Source organism: Candidatus Odyssella thessalonicensis L13 (assembly GCF_000190415.1).
GTDB classification, from domain to species: Bacteria; Pseudomonadota; Alphaproteobacteria; order Paracaedibacterales; family Paracaedibacteraceae; genus Paracaedibacter; species Paracaedibacter thessalonicensis.
In genome coordinates, this window is sequence record NZ_AEWF01000015.1 from 1 (window position 1) to 16981 (window position 16981).

Genomic DNA, 16981 nt, shown 5'->3' on the forward strand with positions numbered 1-16981 from the left:
CTTTCAGGCCTTTCAGACACAAACCGTCCATTTTTCCGAGGAAGGAGGTTTTTGAACGCACTCGCTTAATATGACATGTTGGGATGGCAAACTTATCACACAAAAAATATCGCTATTTGAAGAAATTTTATGGATAAGAAACTGACGAAATGCTTCTTTTGTTTGGTACAAATTAACAGCTTGTCTACTGAATGAAACCCGAGATTATAGTTTAGGAAACCAGGGATGTGGGCTGAGCCCAATGGGCTGGACAGAAGAGTCTTGGAAGTAAATAGGGTTACGCAACCTTCAAAAAGTATCAAGCACAGCGCTATCGACATGATTAGAGTTGCTGAGAGAGACTAACGCATGGTATATTTCTTTAGCCACGATCAATGAATCGTTCTTAGCGAACAATCTTCAAGAAACTTATGTAGAAACATAATGATGAAAACTAACCATTTTAAATTTGATAAACTTATTCGAGATAGGTCTCCACAATTTTTGCAAGATTCAGGAATAAACGTCTTTCATCGTGTCATGGGCCAAGACGAATTCATAAGACAATTAAAGCAGAAACTTCTTGAGGAGGTTCAAGAGGTTCATACAGCACTTTCGCCTGAAGAAATGTTGGAAGAGCTTGCTGATTTGTTAGAAGTCATCTATGCACTTACAACTTGCCAAGGGTTTTCATTAGCAGACCTTGAAGCCCAGCGTTTACAAAAAAAGGAAGCTAGAGGAGGGTTTGAAGGCAGACTGTATATTGCTGCAGTGGAAATTCCCGAAAATCACCCGTATTTAAGCTATTATCGTGCTAATCCTGAAAAGTATCCCGAACTTAACCAAGGATAGATCGGGGTAGTTAGACTTACCTTAAATCAGAGTATTTTTAATCAAGAAAATTCACAGATTCCTGAGATTTCCTCTTATCAATGTATTCTTTAAGAGAAGCATATTTACCATAATTAATATGAGTTTGAATAATTTTGCGAAGAGGAACGCCTAAATCATAGAGATGAAGAATTTTATCTTTATCGATATCATACATAGAAGATTGAAGGGTTCCCTTTGGTTTTCCAAGCTTTATGCCTTTTGCTTTCCTGGCTTTTAATCCTTCTTTGGTGCGTTCTGAGATAAAATCCCTCTCAAGTTCGGCTACCATAGAAAAGACAGTAATTAAAACTTTGTTAGTAAGATTATTTGTATTGTGAGGGTTAATGTCCAAGCCTTGTTTAATCAAAATCAATCTAGCTTGTTTTTCTTGAACAATAGATTCAATTGTATTGAGCGTTTCCTTGAGTGATCTTCCTAAACGAGAAAGCTCTGAGGAAATGATAATATCCATCGGTTGGAGTTTGTTGAGTAATTCATCAATTTTACGTGCCTGTGTTGATTGCCTGGATGACCCTTCAACCTCTATCCACTCATCTATCATGAGCTTATGATCTATGCCATAGCGGCTGATTAAATTTTTCTGACTTTCCAGATTCTGGTCCTGGGTGCTGACGCGGGCGTAGCCATAAATCATATAAAACTCATATTTTTTAGGATGTTTGGTCTTAAGGTTATTTCTATATATAATACCAGTAAATATAGAATGGCATAATATGACCCTTAATGATAGCTAAAATAGTTAACAAAAATGGTCGTTATCACCTTATAAGGGAGGCATTATTTTATGACAAAGAGCGAAAGACTTTCCGTTTTATCATCTCTGGAAGAATTCGCTTTTTACGGGTTTCCAGATTTTGATAAAGAGCAACGGGCAACATTTTTCGATTTTACGGAAAAAGAGCTGGAGATCATTTCAAGCCGGCCTTCTTTTCATGCTCAGGTTTATTGCGCGGCACAGATTGGCTATTTCAAAGCCAAGAAGCTTTTCTTTCGATTTTCATTGGATAAGATACCTGAAGATGACCTCCAATTCATTCTTTTGAGCTACTTTGATAACAAAGCTTTATCTTTATTTACGGTGACAAAGCATGAATATTATCTGCAGCGCAAAGCAGTCAGTGATTTGTTTGGTTATCAGCTCTGGTCCCGCGAGTTTTTGCCAGAATTAGATAATCGGATTAAGTTAAGTGCGCGGCGTGACACAGCACCAAATTTTATAACCCATGAAATTTTGGATTTCTTACAAAACCAAAAGATTATCCGGCCTGGATATTCTACGTTACAGAAAATCGTTAGCCGGACTATGGCAGAAGAAAGAACACGACTCAAATGCCTTTTAAGAAGCCATCTTACAGAGCTCCATAAAGGAAGCCTAAAGCAACTCATCCAATCAGAAAGGACGCTATCAGAGCTGGCAGCGCTTAAACAAGATGCGAAGAGTTTCGGGGCAGCGCTGATGGGGTTGGAACGCAAAAAACATGATATTCTGAACCCATTATACAAGATTGCTCAGCAAGTTTTACCACATCTCGATATCTCGCAGCAGAATATCGATTACTATGCGAGCCTGGCTCACCATTATACGATCTATGATTTGGGACGGTTTGAGGAGGAACAAACTTATCTTTACCTCTTGTGCTATGTTTTTAAACGTTATCGGCAGATCAATGATAATCTGGTTGATGGCTTTGCTTTCTGGTTAAGAAATCTTGAAAACGAAGTTAAGGAAAAAGCAAGGAACCGTCTTATTGAAAATGTTGAACACTCTGATCAAAAGGTCGGGCGCCTTCTTCTTATGTACGTTGATGATAATTTGAGTGACACACTTACCCTAGGAGCAGCACGTCAACAAGCCTTCGAAATTCTTCCTAAAGACACGATCCGGTCCATTGGGGAAAAGATGGTGAAAAAACCCCAACGCAGACAAGAACTCCAATGGAAAGAACGAGAAAAAATGGCATCTCGATATAAACGCCACCTACGACTGTTATTTATGCATATTGATTTTGAAAGCCGTATCCCCGACAACCCCCTAATCAAGGCGATTAGCTGGATGAAAGAAGTATTTACAAGGAAGCAATCTCTATCACAACAACGTTTTGAGGCATTTCCTCTTAATTCCATTTCTTCCAGACTTAAGCCCTATTTAGTGTCATCTAATAAATGCGGCTCCCCAATTATTCAGATAGAACGTTATGAGATCCTTGTGTACCGCCAAATTATAAAGCAAATGGAAACAGGGGCTCTCTATATTAATGATAGCGTTCAACATCGTCCTTTTGCGGATGAGCTTGTCTGTGTGACACAAAAATCCACTATCCTGGAAACTCTGGATATTCCTTGGTTGAAATCCCCCTACGAAGATCAAATTAACTCGCTTTTTAGCGAACTAGAGACGCTTTGGCAGCAATTCAACCATAGGCTGAAAAAGGACCAATTAAAGCATCTTAAATATGACCCTCTCAAAAAAGAGATCATATGGACGAGTCCAAAATTTATCAATGATGACAGGGAGGATGACCCGCAAGGCTTTTATGATAAACTGCCTATCATTGAAATTAGTGATATCTTACGATTTGCGAATAGCCAAACTGGATTCTTGTCTGCTTTTACTCCCCTCCAACCTCTCTATAATAAACGAAAGCCAGACGAAGAAGAACTGATTGCTGCCTTGCTGTCCCAAGCCACAGGGGTAGGGATACACAAAATGGCACAAACAAGCGATATTTCATACGATGTTCTCAATACAACCTATCAGCAGTATATACGCCTAGCAACGGTAGAGAAATCTCATGATTTAATTGCCAATGAGATCAATCAGTTAAGTATCTTCCCGCATTATACTTTTGATCTTGATGATATCCTTTATGGAAGTACGGACGGTCAAAAATTCGAGGCCATAACTCCCACAATTAAAGCACGGCGCTCACGCAAATATTTCGGCAAAGGCAGGGGCGTTGTTGCTTACACATTATTATCCAACCATGTTCCAATACAGACGAAACTCATTGGGGCGCACGAACATGAAAGCCATTTCGTATTTGATATTTGGTATGGCAATACCTCTACCATTAAGCCAACAGTTATTACAGGGGACATGCATAGTATTAATAAAGCCAACTTTGCTCTCTTGCATTGGTTTGGTGGCGAGCTGAGACCCAGGTTCACTAACCTTAAAAAAGAGCTGGATAATATTCATGGGTCGAAAGAAACGTCATCTTATCAAAAATTTTTGATCAAACCAGCTAGCCAGTTAGACCGGCAGCTCATTCTCGATGAAAAAGATAATATCGACAGAGTGATTGCGACATTAGCCTTAAAAGAAATGAACCAGAGTACCCTTGTGCGAAAGCTTTGTTCCCTGTCTCCCCATAATAATACACGTAAAGCCATCTTTGAATTTAACAAGCTCATTCGCAGTATCTATACATTAAAATGTATCCTAAATCCAAAGATCTTATCCGATGTTCACCGTTCACAAAACCGACTTGAATCCTATCATACGTTGCGAGCTGTCATTGCAAAGGCTGGGGGAAGAAAAGCTTTGATAGGACGAAGTGATATTGACATCGAGGTTAGCAATCAATGTGGCCGCCTTATTGCTGGAGCCATTATTTATTATAATGCCTCAATTCATTCTTGCTTCCTTGATGCTGATCCCCATAACCAGAAAAAACTGAAAATCCTTAAGAAAACATCACCTGTTGCCTGGCGGCATATTCACTTCACAGGAAAATTCACCTTCTATACCGACAAAAATCCAATTAACCTTCGTCATCTTATTGAATATATTGTGTTATAGTTCCTTGTGTTTCCTCCAAAATAATCAATCTTTTTATAGTCTCGGAAAAAAGGACGGTTTGTGACTGCAATGCCTTTCAACAGATTCAAGAGAAAAGAAAGCCGCACGTTCATCATCGTCAAATGAGGGGATGCCATATAAGTCAGTAATTTCTTCTGAAGTTAAAATGGTTAAGCGCTTGTTATTCGTCATATTGTTATTCTCAAAAATGTCCGTTTTTAATAAAGGGCGATGCCTTCTTATATGGTGACAGGAAGTCTAGGTGTCTAGATTCTCGAAAACCTTTCTTGAAATAGATTTCTCGTTTTGTTAGTCTCTCAATGAGTTTTGAGAATATGGATACTTTCTTATGAGTCGCAGTTATAAAAAAAACCCAATTAGGGGATGCACAACATGCCATAGTGAACAGTTCGATAAATTCATTTGGCATAAAAGATGGCGCTTGAAGGAACGACTTAAGCTGGCTGCATTAAAGGTTAATGATTTAGATAACCATTCTACCACACTCCCAGAGGAAGTTAGTAACATCTGGTCTATGGGCAAAGATGGAAAATACTATTTTCCTTTAGTTGAACAATTAGAGATTTCTGAACAAATTGCCAATAAGCGAGGCAATAATTCCCAAGAGCGTGCATCTTTGAAGAAGCGCCTTTTGCGCAAATGGATGGGAAAATAGAAAAATGTATATCGGCTATGCGCGCGTTTCTACTCAAGATCAAAACCTGGATCTTCAAATAGCGGCTCTAAAAGAAGCAGAGTGCAAGAAAATATATGAAGATCAACTCAGTGGCCTAAGAGCGGATCGCCCTGGATTACAAAATGCTCTGGATCAATTACGTGAAGGAGATACGTTTGTTGTTTGGAAGCTTGATCGATTGGGGCGTAGCGTTAAAGGTTTAATCGACTTTGTTTCAGTATTGGAAGAGAAAAAAGTTCATTTTAAAAGCCTTACGGATCATATTGATACCAGTACCCCCATGGGACGATTCTTCTTTCATATTATGGCAAGTATGGCTCAGATGGAACGGGACCTTATTGCTGAGAGAACCCGAGCAGGCCTGGATGCGGCAAGGCAGAGAGGCAAGGTTGGGGGCCGCAAACGGCAAATGACCCCCAGTAAAATTGAATCTGCCAAAAAATTATTGGCCAATGGCATCCCACCAAAAGAAGTCGCAAACAACCTGGGAGTTTCAATTCCCACACTCTATAGATGGGTACCTGCACAAAAGACTTAAAGCACCTTCCTTAGTATGTAATTTAACAGCACAACCTAATTTCTTCTCACAAAGCAACACATGGGGAAGATCTCAGGTCCGCTCTTGGGATTTCTGCGACTCCTGAGACAATATTCAAAAAGAGTAATGCCTAAATCTTTATTTTAGCTAACCGAACTGCATTTAATATGACTGAAACAGAACTTAAAGCCATAGCAACACTAGCTATAAGAGGGCTTAAAAGCATGCCAAACATGGGGTATAATAGACCGGCAGCGATAGGAATAGCTAAAGCATTATATCCGAAGGCCAAAAAGAGATTTTGTTTAATATTACGCATGGTTGCTAAGCTTAATTGATGCGCTTTGGTAATCCCTTGAAGATTACCTGACATTAGAGTTAGTCCTGCACTTTCTATGGCTATATCCGCACCTGTTCCCATCGCAATACCGATGTTAGCTTGAGCTAATGCTGGAGCATCATTTACCCCATCTCCGACCATGGCAACTATTTTTCCCTGGTTTTGTAGCTGGCGAACATATTCGTATTTTTCTGTTGGTAAGACGTCAGCTTTAATCTTTGTAATTCCCAATTCCTTAGCAATTGCTTTAGCAGTGATTTCGTTGTCTCCTGTTAGCATCACCACTTCTACTCCTTGTTGTCGGAGTTTTTGTAGAGCTGGTTTTGTGGATTCTTTAATTATATCTGCGACAATGATCAATCCACAAAGAGCATAATTAATTGAGACAAACACAACTCCTTGGCCAGCCTCGCGATACTGATTTGTATTGGTAACAGCTGTAGGCAGTTCAATCTCCAGCGACTGCATAAAAGCCTCATTGCCCACAGCAATAAATACGTTATCTATTTTTCCTTGCACGCCTCTCCCAGGGATTGACATAAATTCTTGGATTTCTTTTAGTCTTAATCCTTTTCGCTGTGCCTCTTCAACAATGGCAGCTGCAAGTGGATGCTCGCTACCTTTTTCGAGAGTGGCTGCATATGAAAGGAGTGTATCTGTATCTTGATTAGATAGATTGATAATTTGAATAACTTGAGGCTTTCCTACTGTTAAAGTTCCAGTTTTATCAATTACAAGTGTATCTATTTTGGCTAAAACTTCTAAAGCTGTGGCATCTTTGATCAAAATCCCTTCACGCGCTCCCCGGCCTGTTCCAACCATAATTGACATAGGTGTGGCTAAACCAAGAGCACAAGGGCAAGCAATAATCAGAACAGCTATGCTTGTTACTAGGGAATATGCCACTTTTGGCTCAGGCCCCAAAATATACCAGGCAAGAGCAGTCAGCAAAGAGATACCAATGACGATCGGCACAAAATAAGCGGATACTTTATCAGCCAACCGTTGGATAGGGGCTTTGGTGCGCTGCGCTTTTGAGACCATTGCCACAATTTGGGCTAATACCGTTTCATGCCCCACCCGCTCAGCTCGTATGATTAAGCTGCCGTTCATATTTAACGTTCCCGCCATAACTTTATCGTTGATAGTCTTTTCGGCAGGGATTGACTCGCCGGTAATCATGGCTTGATTAAGAGTACTATTCCCTTCAACAACGACTCCATCTACCGGGATTTTATCGCCGGGTCTGATTCGCATTAATTGGCCCACTTCGACATGAGATAAATCGATCTCCTTTTCATTTCCATCTTCCATGATGATTCTTGCGGTAGGCGGGGTTAGCTCTAATAGCTGCTGTACTGCTTGGCTCGTTTGTGAGCGTGCTCGAAGTTCTAATACTTGGCCTAAAAGCACGAGCGTAGTGATAACAGCAGCCGGTTCAAAGTAAACCGCTATCGCTGCATGAGATGTAAATAAATGAGGAGCAAAGTAGGATAATGCCAATGCTACCAAACTATAAAAATAAGCAACCCCAACCCCTAACCCAATGAGGGTAAACATATTAAGATGGCCACTTTTTACTGATGCCCACGCCTTTTGCCAAAATGGCCATCCTCCCCATAAAACAACAGGACTGGCAAGGAATAGCTGAAACCAATTAAAGAAAGAGCTACTTACCAATTGCTGTAACAAGGCAATTGGAAAAAAGTGTGCCCCCATGTTAAGCAGCAACAACGGAGTTGATAAAACAGCTGCCACCCAAAATCTTTTTGATGTATCCTTGAACTCATTTTGATCTTCATCGATTGTAAAAGCATTCATAGCTTCTAATGCCATTCCGCAAATTGGACAGCTTCCCGGGCCAAATTGCTGAACTTCAGGGTGCATTGGGCATGTATACAAATGTTCAGTTTGAGTATCTATATGTGGAGTATGAGCGCTGCTGCTTTGGGAAGATAACGTACTTGAGCAGCAAGCTTTTCCAGAATGTTGTTGTATGTCTGAATGCTGATTCATAGTTCTTCTCCCCTTTAATCGAATCGTTTAATGAGTTCTCTAATTTCATCGACTTTCTGTTTTTGCGCATCTGGATCGCCAGCCAGAAATGCTTCAGTAACGCACATTGATAGGTGTCTGTCTAAGATTTGTAATTCAACATTGCGGATAGCAGCCCGCGCGGCTCTTAGCTGAGTGAGAATATCAGGACAATACCTGCCTTCCTCAATCATTCGCTTAATTCCTTCAATTTGCCCACCGATCCGGTTGAGGCGGGGTAACTCTTGCTTATGTGAAGGATGCTGATGACACTCTTTTTTCATTTTTCAATTAACTCTTTCATATACCCTATATAGGTATAATATATACCCCTATAGGGTATAGTCAATAGCTTATAAAAAACATGCTTAAGTTGAGAATTTAAGCATGTCTTTATAGAAATATAATTTTTTTTGTTATTTGGATTCTATATTGAGACCAAACGGCACAAATAATTCCTTGCCATTTAGCTTAACTTGGGCAAAGAGTTTAACAAATCCAGGAGAACTTGGTTCTAGATGAAAATCTAGTTCTGGCCCACCTCGATCTGTATCTTTTGTCGGTTCTGTTCCCATAGGATGCACATGAATAACTGATTTAAGACCTTCGCTAAATCCGACTATATGAGCATAGGCAGCCATAATAGGCTCAAGTGTTTTTACAGGTTCGCCTTTCGCATCAGTTACTGTGATTTTGCCCATTGCTGCATTGCCGGTAACTAGCTTATCTTTGTCAAAGGAAAGCTTAAAAGTATACCCATCTATCGTACTTTGCATCGAGGTCTTTTTATCAACAATTGCCTTAGCTTTGTTATCTTTAATCAGATCAAAAGCAACATACTGCTGCTCATTCGTATCAACAGGAACTAAATCAGCCCATAGCTTATAATTTCCTTTAGCTTTTGGTGTCCACTCAAATTGATAAACACCTGCTTCCTTGGTGGCTTCAGGGTGAATATGATGATAATCCGTTAGCGAATCATCCACAATTAACAGGTGTACCTTTTGAGTATGCGCTTCTTTTAAATCATTCAGGGTAATAGGTTGATCGTCTTTAATTTTTGAAAGCTTAATCTGGACGAGCTTTTTATCACTCACATCTTCCTGCTTTACCAAAGAGATTTTAATTGTTGCTTGCCCTTGAGTTGCAAGGTGTTGATGCTTTTCTGTTTGTGAATAGGCAGTGTCAGTATGATCATGCCCTGTATGAGCACTCACGATTGAGCTTCCTAACAATAAGCTAAAGGCAGTATAGCTAAATAATTTTACCATCATCACTCTCTGTCATAAAAATTGAGGTCTTTATACTTCTAAGTATTTATTATTAACTTTTGACTAACAAAATAAATTTTAGGAGAAGTTAACACTTTTTCTGATAAGCTTTTTGACAAGGATGTATGTGATTAACTGGTAATGAGTATGTTAAGCAAAATTATTATGCATAGCTTTTTTCTTCTCTCTTTGGTTTTGAAGCCCCCTCCTAATGTCATTTTGCTGCACATGGTCTTTTGTTAATTATTCAGAAGACGATCAAAATAACGCGTAATGCTATCTTAACAAATGAATCTTATACTAATTAAAGAGTTTTTGATTATTAAAACGGCCCACTCTAACATTAAGGGATTGTTATGAAGGATTGTGATTCAAACAATTGCACAAGTGACCAAATTGAACCACCAGACTTAATCTCAGAAGCTACCCAGGCCACACATCAGCATACAGTTTTATCCATTACTAAGATGGACTGCCCCGCTGAAGAAAGCCTAATTCGTACTAAATTCGCCGGCATATCTGGAATCTCTGCACTCAACTTTAACTTAGTGCAGCGCACATTGAGCATCAGCCACGATCCAAATGCTCTTCCTAATATAATTAAGTCATTGGAATCGCTAGGCTTCGAGGTGGTAGTGCGTGATGCAGCACCTTTGAATAACAGCCAGCCACCATTCTATATGAAATGGTGGCCTCTCGTTATATCGGGTTTGGCTGCTGTATTAGCAGAAATAGTGTTTTGGTGCATTGGGGGTAACCATTGGAGCGTAATTGCACTTTCGCTTATCGCCCTCTCCACCAGCGGCCTGTCAACCTATAAAAAGGGTTGGATAGCTATCAAGAACTACAATTTGAACATGAATGCGTTAATGTCGATTGCAGTTACGGGGGCCATGCTCATCGGTCATTGGCCTGAGGCCGCCATGGTAATGTTCTTATTTACATTAGCAGAATTGATCGAAGCCAAATCGCTTGACCGAGCTCGCAACGCGATTCGCAGCCTGATAGATCTCACACCCAAGAGTGCTACCGTCCAGCAAAAAGATGGTAATTGGGTTGATATGGAAATTAAAGATATTCCAATCCATAGCCGTATCCGGGTTAAACCGGGCCAACGCATTGCACTTGATGGTAAAATCATTCAAGGGCGCTCCTCAATTAATCAGGCACCCATCACTGGAGAGAGCCTACCGGTTGAAAAGGCGGAAGGAGATTTAGTATTCGCCGGTACTATCAACGAGTCTGGATCATTTGAATATCGCGTCACTACAGGTGTCAATGATTCCACCTTGGCACGTATCATTCAAGCAGTGGAAGAGGCTCAGAATAACCGCGCCCCTACTCAGCGCTTTGTTGATCAATTTGCCCATCTATATACCCCCATTGTATTTATAATGGCATTGTTGGTGGCAATTCTACCTCCCTTAATTTTCAATGCTGCATGGATGGTTTGGATCTACAAAGCGTTAGTCTTGCTTGTCATTGCTTGTCCTTGTGCTTTGGTTATCTCTACGCCCGTTAGTATCGTGAGTGGCCTTACTGCTGCTGCGCGGCATGGTATTTTAATCAAGGGGGGAGTGTATTTAGAAGAAGGGAGAAAGCTTAAATGGTTAGCGCTTGATAAGACTGGCACAATTACGCACGGTAAACCAACCCAAACTGACTTTATCGCTTGGCACAAAGCTGACCTATTTACTTCTCAGATGTACGCTGCAAGCTTAGCAGCAATTTCTGACCATCCCGTATCCAAAGCCATAGCATTCGCTGCACAAACTAAAGAGATAAAAACTAGGGAGGTAAGTAATTTTGCTGCGTTGCCTGGCCGAGGAATACAAGGGCGTATTAACGGCAATACTTACTACTTAGGGAATCACCGGATGGTCGAAGAACTAGGGTTATGTTCCAAGGAATTAGAATCTCGTCTCTTTGGCTATGAAGCTCAGGGTAAAACGGTGGTAATGTTAGTCGGTAATAAGGGTGTGCAAGCATTATTTGCAGTTGCTGATACAGTCAAGGATAGTAGCCGGCTTGCAATTGCTGAGCTCCACAAGATGGGAGTGAAAGCGACCATATTGACAGGTGACAATCCTCATACCGCCGAAGCAATTGCTAAGCAGGTTGGTATTGATAATGCTCATGGCAATCTCTTGCCGGAAGATAAGAAGAATAAAGTGGAACAGATGTCCCTCACAGGCAAGGTTGGCATGGTCGGTGACGGTATTAACGATGCACCAGCCCTAGCCAGTGCTAATATAGGCTTTGCAATGGGAGCGGCAGGCACTGATACGGCAATCGAAACTGCTGATGTCACATTAATGGATGATGATTTGCGCAAACTTCCTTTATTTATACGACTTTCTCAAGCAACTGCCAGAGTATTAATACAAAATATCTCTTTGGCACTTGGTATTAAGGCTTTGTTCTTAATACTTACCTTTACTGGCCATGCCACTATGTGGATGGCTGTTTTTGCGGACATGGGAGCCAGCTTATTTGTGATGGCTAATGGGCTAAGGTTGCTGCGTGAGTAGCTAAGGCATTTTTCTTATATATTTTACTAAATATTTAGTAATATATAAGATATTGATAAGAAAGATAGAGGCTAATTTGAGGGAGATATTATGAAAATTAACCGAAAGGTAGGCGCACTATCCTTAATGCTTCTTGCAGGAGGATGCTTTCTGTTATACAAGCTCACTCCAAGCCCTCAAGACAATCCTTCCTCCCACCAAGAAAAGAGTGATAACGAAAGCCATGAAGAGAAAATGCTTATCACTCTTGATGAGCAAAAAATGAGCAAGATTGATATTAAGACTCTTAAACTAACAGCTTCCCATCATCAAAAAAGAATTACTTTCCCCGGTCAAGTCTCTTTAAATGAAAATACTGTTATTCACGTTGTTGCTTCTGTTCCAGGGGTCGTTACAAAAGTTTATAAGAATCTTGGGGAAGATGTTAAAGCTGGAGAGACCCTTGCTGTTATTGAAAGTCGTGAGATGGCTGAAGCAAAATCTGCCTATCTTTCTGTCTACAAAGATTTAATTTTAAAGAAAGATCTTTTAGAGAGGGAAGAAAAATTATGGAAGATGAAAGTCAAGGCAGAAACCGAGTTTCTCAAAACCCGCAATATTTATGAAACTACTAAAATTGATTTAGAACAAAAAAAGCAAAAACTCTTAGCTCTTAGCATGAAGGAAGCAGAAATTGAAAATCTTCCCTCCCAAGATACGCCTTTAAATCTTTATACTATAGAAGCCCCCATCAACGGCAAGATACTAGAACGCCATACTTCCTTAGGGGAAATTATTAATAGTGACCGTCAACTTTTTGTCGTTGCTAACCTTGATAAAGTATGGGTTAATATTTCTATTTCTGCACAGGATTTACCAACCATACAAAAGGGGCAAAAAGTTGATCTCTATGCAAGCAACAATAAGGTCCCTACCTCTGCCACCCTAATGTATGTTAGCCCCGTCATTAATGAGGAAAGCCGCACTGGTCGTGCGATTGTAGAAGTGGATAATACTCAAGGTACCTGGCATCCAGGGGATTTTGTCTCTGCTCAAGTTATTTTAGATGAAAAGTCTCCCTTTTTAAGTGTCCCCAGCGAAGCAATACAAAAGATACAAGGCAATTCTTATGTGTTTCTCAAGTCAGGAAATACTCAGTTTGAAGCCAAAAAAATCGTTATCTCTGGAACAGAGAATGAGCAATTCATTCAAATCAAAGAAGGGCTTAAAGAAGGAGATGAAATCGCTATTACTAACACCTTTTTATTAAAAGCAGAGCTTGGCAAAAGTGAAGCTGAACATTCCCATTAAAAGATAGGCTCCTTAAATGCTTGAAAGAATTGTTAACTTTGCTACCGAAAAACGATACCTTGTCGTCTTTCTAACATTTATTGTTGTGGGCTTAGGAGCGCTTTCTTTAAAGCATCTTCCTATTGATGCTGTCCCTGATATTACAAACAATCAAGTCCAGATCAATACTCTTGTTTCGGGGTTTTCCCCCTTTGAAATTGAGAAGCAAGTTACCTTCCCTATTGAGACGGCGCTAGCTGGAATTCCAGGATTAGTATCAACCCGCTCTTTATCTAGGAATGGTTTTTCTCAGGTTACCGTTATTTTTGAGGATTCAGTAGATATTTATTTTGCCAGGCAGCAAGTAAACGAAAAACTCATAGAGGCTAAAGAAAATCTTCCCTCTGGCGCTGAACCTAAAATGGGAGCAATCTCTACTGGCCTTGGCGAAATCTATATGTGGACACTGCGTTATGCAGAGGGTTCTTCAGAAAAAACCGAGGATGGTAAACCAGGTTTTCAATCAAACGGCACATATCTTACCCCTGAAGGCCACATTTTAAAGACAGAAGTTGAAAAGCTTGGCTATCTACGCACTGTCCAAGATTGGATTATTAAACCACAACTTAAAACAGTCCCTGGTATAGCTGGCGTTGATTCTATTGGGGGTTATGTTAAGCAATATCATGTCCAGCCTGACCCAAATAAGCTTATTGCCTTGGGCCTTACGTTTGAAGATGTTACACAAGTGCTGGAGAAGAATAATACTAGCCTTGGGGCTGGATATATAGAAAAAAACGGGGAAGCGCTAACTGTTAGAGCCGATGGGCGCATAGAAAATAGCCAACAACTAGAAAACACGGTTATTACTTCTAAGAATGGAACCCCTGTTTATATTAAGGACATAGCAAGTGTCGCTATTGGTAAAGAACTACGCACGGGCAGTGGAAGCGAAAATGGTGCAGAAGCTGTTGTCGGCACAGCTCTGATGCTGATTGGGGCTAATAGCCGTGATGTCGCTGCGGCCGTAGATCAAAAATTTATTGAAATTGTAAAAACTTTACCTCCAGGAATTATCGCCCAAACAGTTTTAAACCGAACAAAGCTTGTCGAAGCAACGATAACCACCGTTAGTAAAAACCTAACTGAAGGAGCCTTGCTCGTCATTGTTATCCTTTTCTTAATGTTAAAAAACTTTCGGGCTGCTCTTATTACTGCCTCAGTTATTCCCATCACCATGCTCATGACATGTATGGGGATGTTATCCACGAAAACCAGCGCGAACTTAATGAGCCTAGGTGCCTTAGACTTTGGTTTGTTGGTGGATGGAACAGTTATTATTATTGAAAATTATCTGAGAAGAATTGGGGAGAAATCCCAGGAGATCAAGAGACCTTTAGACTTAATGGAACGATTAAAGGAAGTTGTAGAATCGACTAAGGAAATGAGCCGCCCTACCTTGTTTGGTCAAAGCATTCTTGTTCTTGTCTACCTTCCCTTATTAACCTTTACGGGTGTTGAGGGAAAAATGTTTAAGCCAATGGCAGTGACAGTTATTATGGCTCTTATTTCGGCTTTCATTCTATCGATTACTTTTATTCCAGCAATGGCAGCTTTATTTATAAAAGGTAGCGCTCATGAAGAGCATGGTAGATACTTTAAGAGAGTTGAAGCCTTTTATCAAAGGTGGCTGGTCTATGGACTCCATCATCCTAAACGTATTCTTGTAGGGGCTATAGGTGGGTTTCTTTTATCTATTCTTGCTTTCTTTCAACTAGGTCAGGAATTTATCCCCACTCTTGATGAGAAGGATCTAGCTCTTCATGCGATGGCCAGATTCAAAACTACCCAAACAAGAACTTATTCAAAGAATGGAAGCTGCGGTCCAAAATGTTATCGGCCATAATTATGAATTTACCCAGCCCATACAAATGCGCTTTAACGAGCTTATTGCCGGCGTAAGAAGTGACGTTGCTGTTAAAATTAATGGTGATGATTTCGACGTTATGAATAATTATGCAAATCAAATTGCAGGTATTCTTAGAACTGTTCCTGGTGCTGCCGATGTGAAAGTTGAACAAACTACTGGCTTGCCAATGTTAGATTTTAAATTAAACCGCGATAAAATGGCTCGTTTGGGTCTTAATGTGAGTGATGTTTTAAATGTCATTAGTATTGCAATTGGGGGACGAGAGGCAGGAGTAGTATTTGAGGGAGACCGACGTTTTGATATTATTGTTAAGTTGCCAGAACACTATAGGCAGAATTTAGAAATTATTCAGAATTTGCCGATCTTTTTCTCTAAACCTCTTCTCAAAATAGATCTAATTTCCAATAAGTCAGAAGAAAAAATTGTCTCCATTCCTTTAAAAGAAGTTGCAGAACTTGTTATTGCCGATGGACCCAACCAGATAAGTCGCGAAAATGGTAAGCGGCGGATTGTTGTGCAAGCCAATGTGAGAGGGACTGATATGGCTTCTTTTGTTAGCAATGCTCAATCTAAAATTGATCAAACGGTTAAGCTACCTTCAGGCTACTGGCTTGAATGGGGAGGTCAATTTAAGAACTTGGTTGAAGCTAAAGAAAGACTTAGTTGGGTAGTGCCTATATGCTTCTTCATGATCTTTATGTTATTGTTTGCTGCTCTAAATTCAGTTAGAGGAGCTCTGTTCATCTTTACAGCTATTCCTTTAGCCTTTACCGGAGGTATCTTAAGCCTTTGGCTTCGTGGGATTCCTTTTTCCATCTCAGCAGCTGTTGGGTTTATCGCTCTTTCTGGGATTGCTGTGTTAAATGGTCTGGTTATGGTGACAACAATTGATCAGCACTTGCAAAAAGAAAAATTGGAGGATGCTATTATTGGTGGCGCCTTAACACGTCTACGTCCTGTATTGATGACTGCTTTGGTCGCATCCTTAGGCTTTATCCCTATGGCGATTTCAACAGGAACAGGAGCAGAAGTTCAAAAACCTCTGGCAACTGTTGTGATCGGGGGTCTAATAACTTCTACACTTTTAACGCTACTGGTTATTCCGACTCTTTATAAGATTTTTTCTCCTAAGAAAATTTCTTAGCGCGATTTTTTGATCGGAAGTAGGCAGTATCCCAGGTAAGGAGGTGCTCCATCTCGTAATAGTTCTTATTTTGGAAGAGAGGGCTTATGTCTTCAGCTTTGTTTGGTACCGTCGTTACCCAATTACTTTTTGAAATTGAGAGAAAAGGATTGTTAAAACTCTAGAGATCTAGTCCCTATTTCTTAACCCATTTCTCAATAATCCTTAAGGCTATAAACTCCCTCCAACCATAGAAGCAGGCAAATTAACCATAAGAAGGAAACTAACTGCCCTTTGTGATGGTAGTTGCATTTCTATAATTACCTTACCAGAATGGCCCGAATGCTCCCATTCTTACGGCTCTACTGGAGAAAACTGTACAAAGCATCTTAAGATACCTCTTCTACACATAATTTAACAGCATAAGTTAAGTCGAAAAACGCCTTTTATGTTTCATATAATTAGATAACGGTTACCTTTACTCATAAAAATCAATTTTTATGAGTAAAGCAAGTCGTAGCGCGGATCTCAGCTAGGTCGCCAAAATTTTCGCGGCTATGGGCAAAAAACCCC

At 40.2% G+C, this 16981-nt stretch carries 11 protein-coding genes and 1 pseudogene; 7 read left to right on the forward strand and 5 right to left on the reverse strand.

Annotated elements, in window-relative coordinates; translation table 11 throughout:
• The first annotated feature begins 423 nt into the window (after positions 1 to 423).
• Positions 424 to 831 carry a nucleoside triphosphate pyrophosphohydrolase gene (locus HMO_RS15130; protein ID WP_083821322.1) on the forward strand — a complete coding sequence of 136 codons (408 nt, stop codon included), beginning with the start codon at positions 424 to 426 and terminating at the stop codon, positions 829 to 831.
• Positions 832 to 868: 37 nt separating this feature from the next.
• On the opposite strand, the gene HMO_RS0113080 is transcribed toward HMO_RS15130, so the two are convergent.
• Positions 869 to 1507, reverse strand: coding sequence for a recombinase family protein (locus tag HMO_RS0113080; RefSeq protein ID WP_010304401.1), 639 nt, complete (start codon positions 1505 to 1507; stop codon positions 869 to 871).
• Between the two features lie 150 nt (positions 1508 to 1657).
• Between HMO_RS0113080 and HMO_RS0113085 the strand changes: the two genes are divergently transcribed.
• Complete coding sequence (locus HMO_RS0113085; RefSeq protein ID WP_010304402.1) at positions 1658 to 4675, forward strand: Tn3 family transposase; 3018 nt, start codon at positions 1658 to 1660, stop codon at positions 4673 to 4675.
• Positions 4676 to 4708: 33 nt separating this feature from the next.
• Here HMO_RS0113085 and HMO_RS16910 read toward each other — a convergent pair whose 3' ends face one another.
• Positions 4709 to 4867 carry a hypothetical protein gene (locus HMO_RS16910; RefSeq protein WP_010304404.1) on the reverse strand — a complete coding sequence of 53 codons (159 nt, stop codon included), beginning with the start codon at positions 4865 to 4867 and terminating at the stop codon, positions 4709 to 4711.
• A gap of 157 nt (positions 4868 to 5024) precedes the next feature.
• On the opposite strand from HMO_RS16910, the gene HMO_RS0113095 reads away from it, so the two are divergent.
• Together HMO_RS0113095 and HMO_RS0113100 are read left to right on the forward strand one after the other, a co-directional pair.
• The gene (locus HMO_RS0113095) at positions 5025 to 5351 is read left to right on the forward strand and encodes a hypothetical protein (protein ID WP_010304406.1); all 327 of its coding nucleotides are present in this window, start codon (positions 5025 to 5027) and stop codon (positions 5349 to 5351) included.
• A gap of 4 nt (positions 5352 to 5355) precedes the next feature.
• Positions 5356 to 5910: a recombinase family protein gene (locus HMO_RS0113100; protein WP_010304408.1), complete on the forward strand. Its 555-nt coding sequence runs from the start codon at positions 5356 to 5358 to the stop codon at positions 5908 to 5910.
• A gap of 130 nt (positions 5911 to 6040) precedes the next feature.
• On the opposite strand, the gene HMO_RS0113105 is transcribed toward HMO_RS0113100, so the two are convergent.
• The 3 genes from HMO_RS0113105 to HMO_RS0113115 form a co-directional block, all read right to left on the reverse strand.
• A complete protein-coding gene (locus tag HMO_RS0113105; RefSeq protein ID WP_010304410.1) occupies positions 6041 to 8266 on the reverse strand; it encodes a copper-transporting P-type ATPase in 2226 nt (741 codons plus the stop codon).
• Positions 8267 to 8280: 14 nt separating this feature from the next.
• Positions 8281 to 8568 carry a metal-sensitive transcriptional regulator gene (locus HMO_RS0113110; protein WP_010304413.1) on the reverse strand — a complete coding sequence of 96 codons (288 nt, stop codon included), beginning with the start codon at positions 8566 to 8568 and terminating at the stop codon, positions 8281 to 8283.
• A gap of 132 nt (positions 8569 to 8700) precedes the next feature.
• Entirely contained in the window at positions 8701 to 9555 is an 855-nt protein-coding gene (locus HMO_RS0113115; RefSeq protein ID WP_010304415.1) for a hypothetical protein, read from the reverse strand.
• Between the two features lie 356 nt (positions 9556 to 9911).
• On the opposite strand from HMO_RS0113115, the gene HMO_RS0113120 reads away from it, so the two are divergent.
• The 3 genes and pseudogenes from HMO_RS0113120 to HMO_RS17730 all read left to right on the forward strand — a co-directional run bounded on the left by HMO_RS0113120 (position 9912) and on the right by HMO_RS17730 (position 16429).
• Complete coding sequence (locus HMO_RS0113120; RefSeq protein ID WP_010304418.1) at positions 9912 to 12086, forward strand: heavy metal translocating P-type ATPase; 2175 nt, start codon at positions 9912 to 9914, stop codon at positions 12084 to 12086.
• A 90-nt stretch (positions 12087 to 12176) separates the two neighbouring features.
• Complete coding sequence (locus HMO_RS0113125) at positions 12177 to 13376, forward strand: efflux RND transporter periplasmic adaptor subunit (RefSeq protein WP_010304423.1); 1200 nt, start codon at positions 12177 to 12179, stop codon at positions 13374 to 13376.
• Between the two features lie 16 nt (positions 13377 to 13392).
• Positions 13393 to 16429: pseudogene (locus HMO_RS17730) on the forward strand (efflux RND transporter permease subunit).
• Positions 16430 to 16981 lie beyond the last annotated feature (552 nt).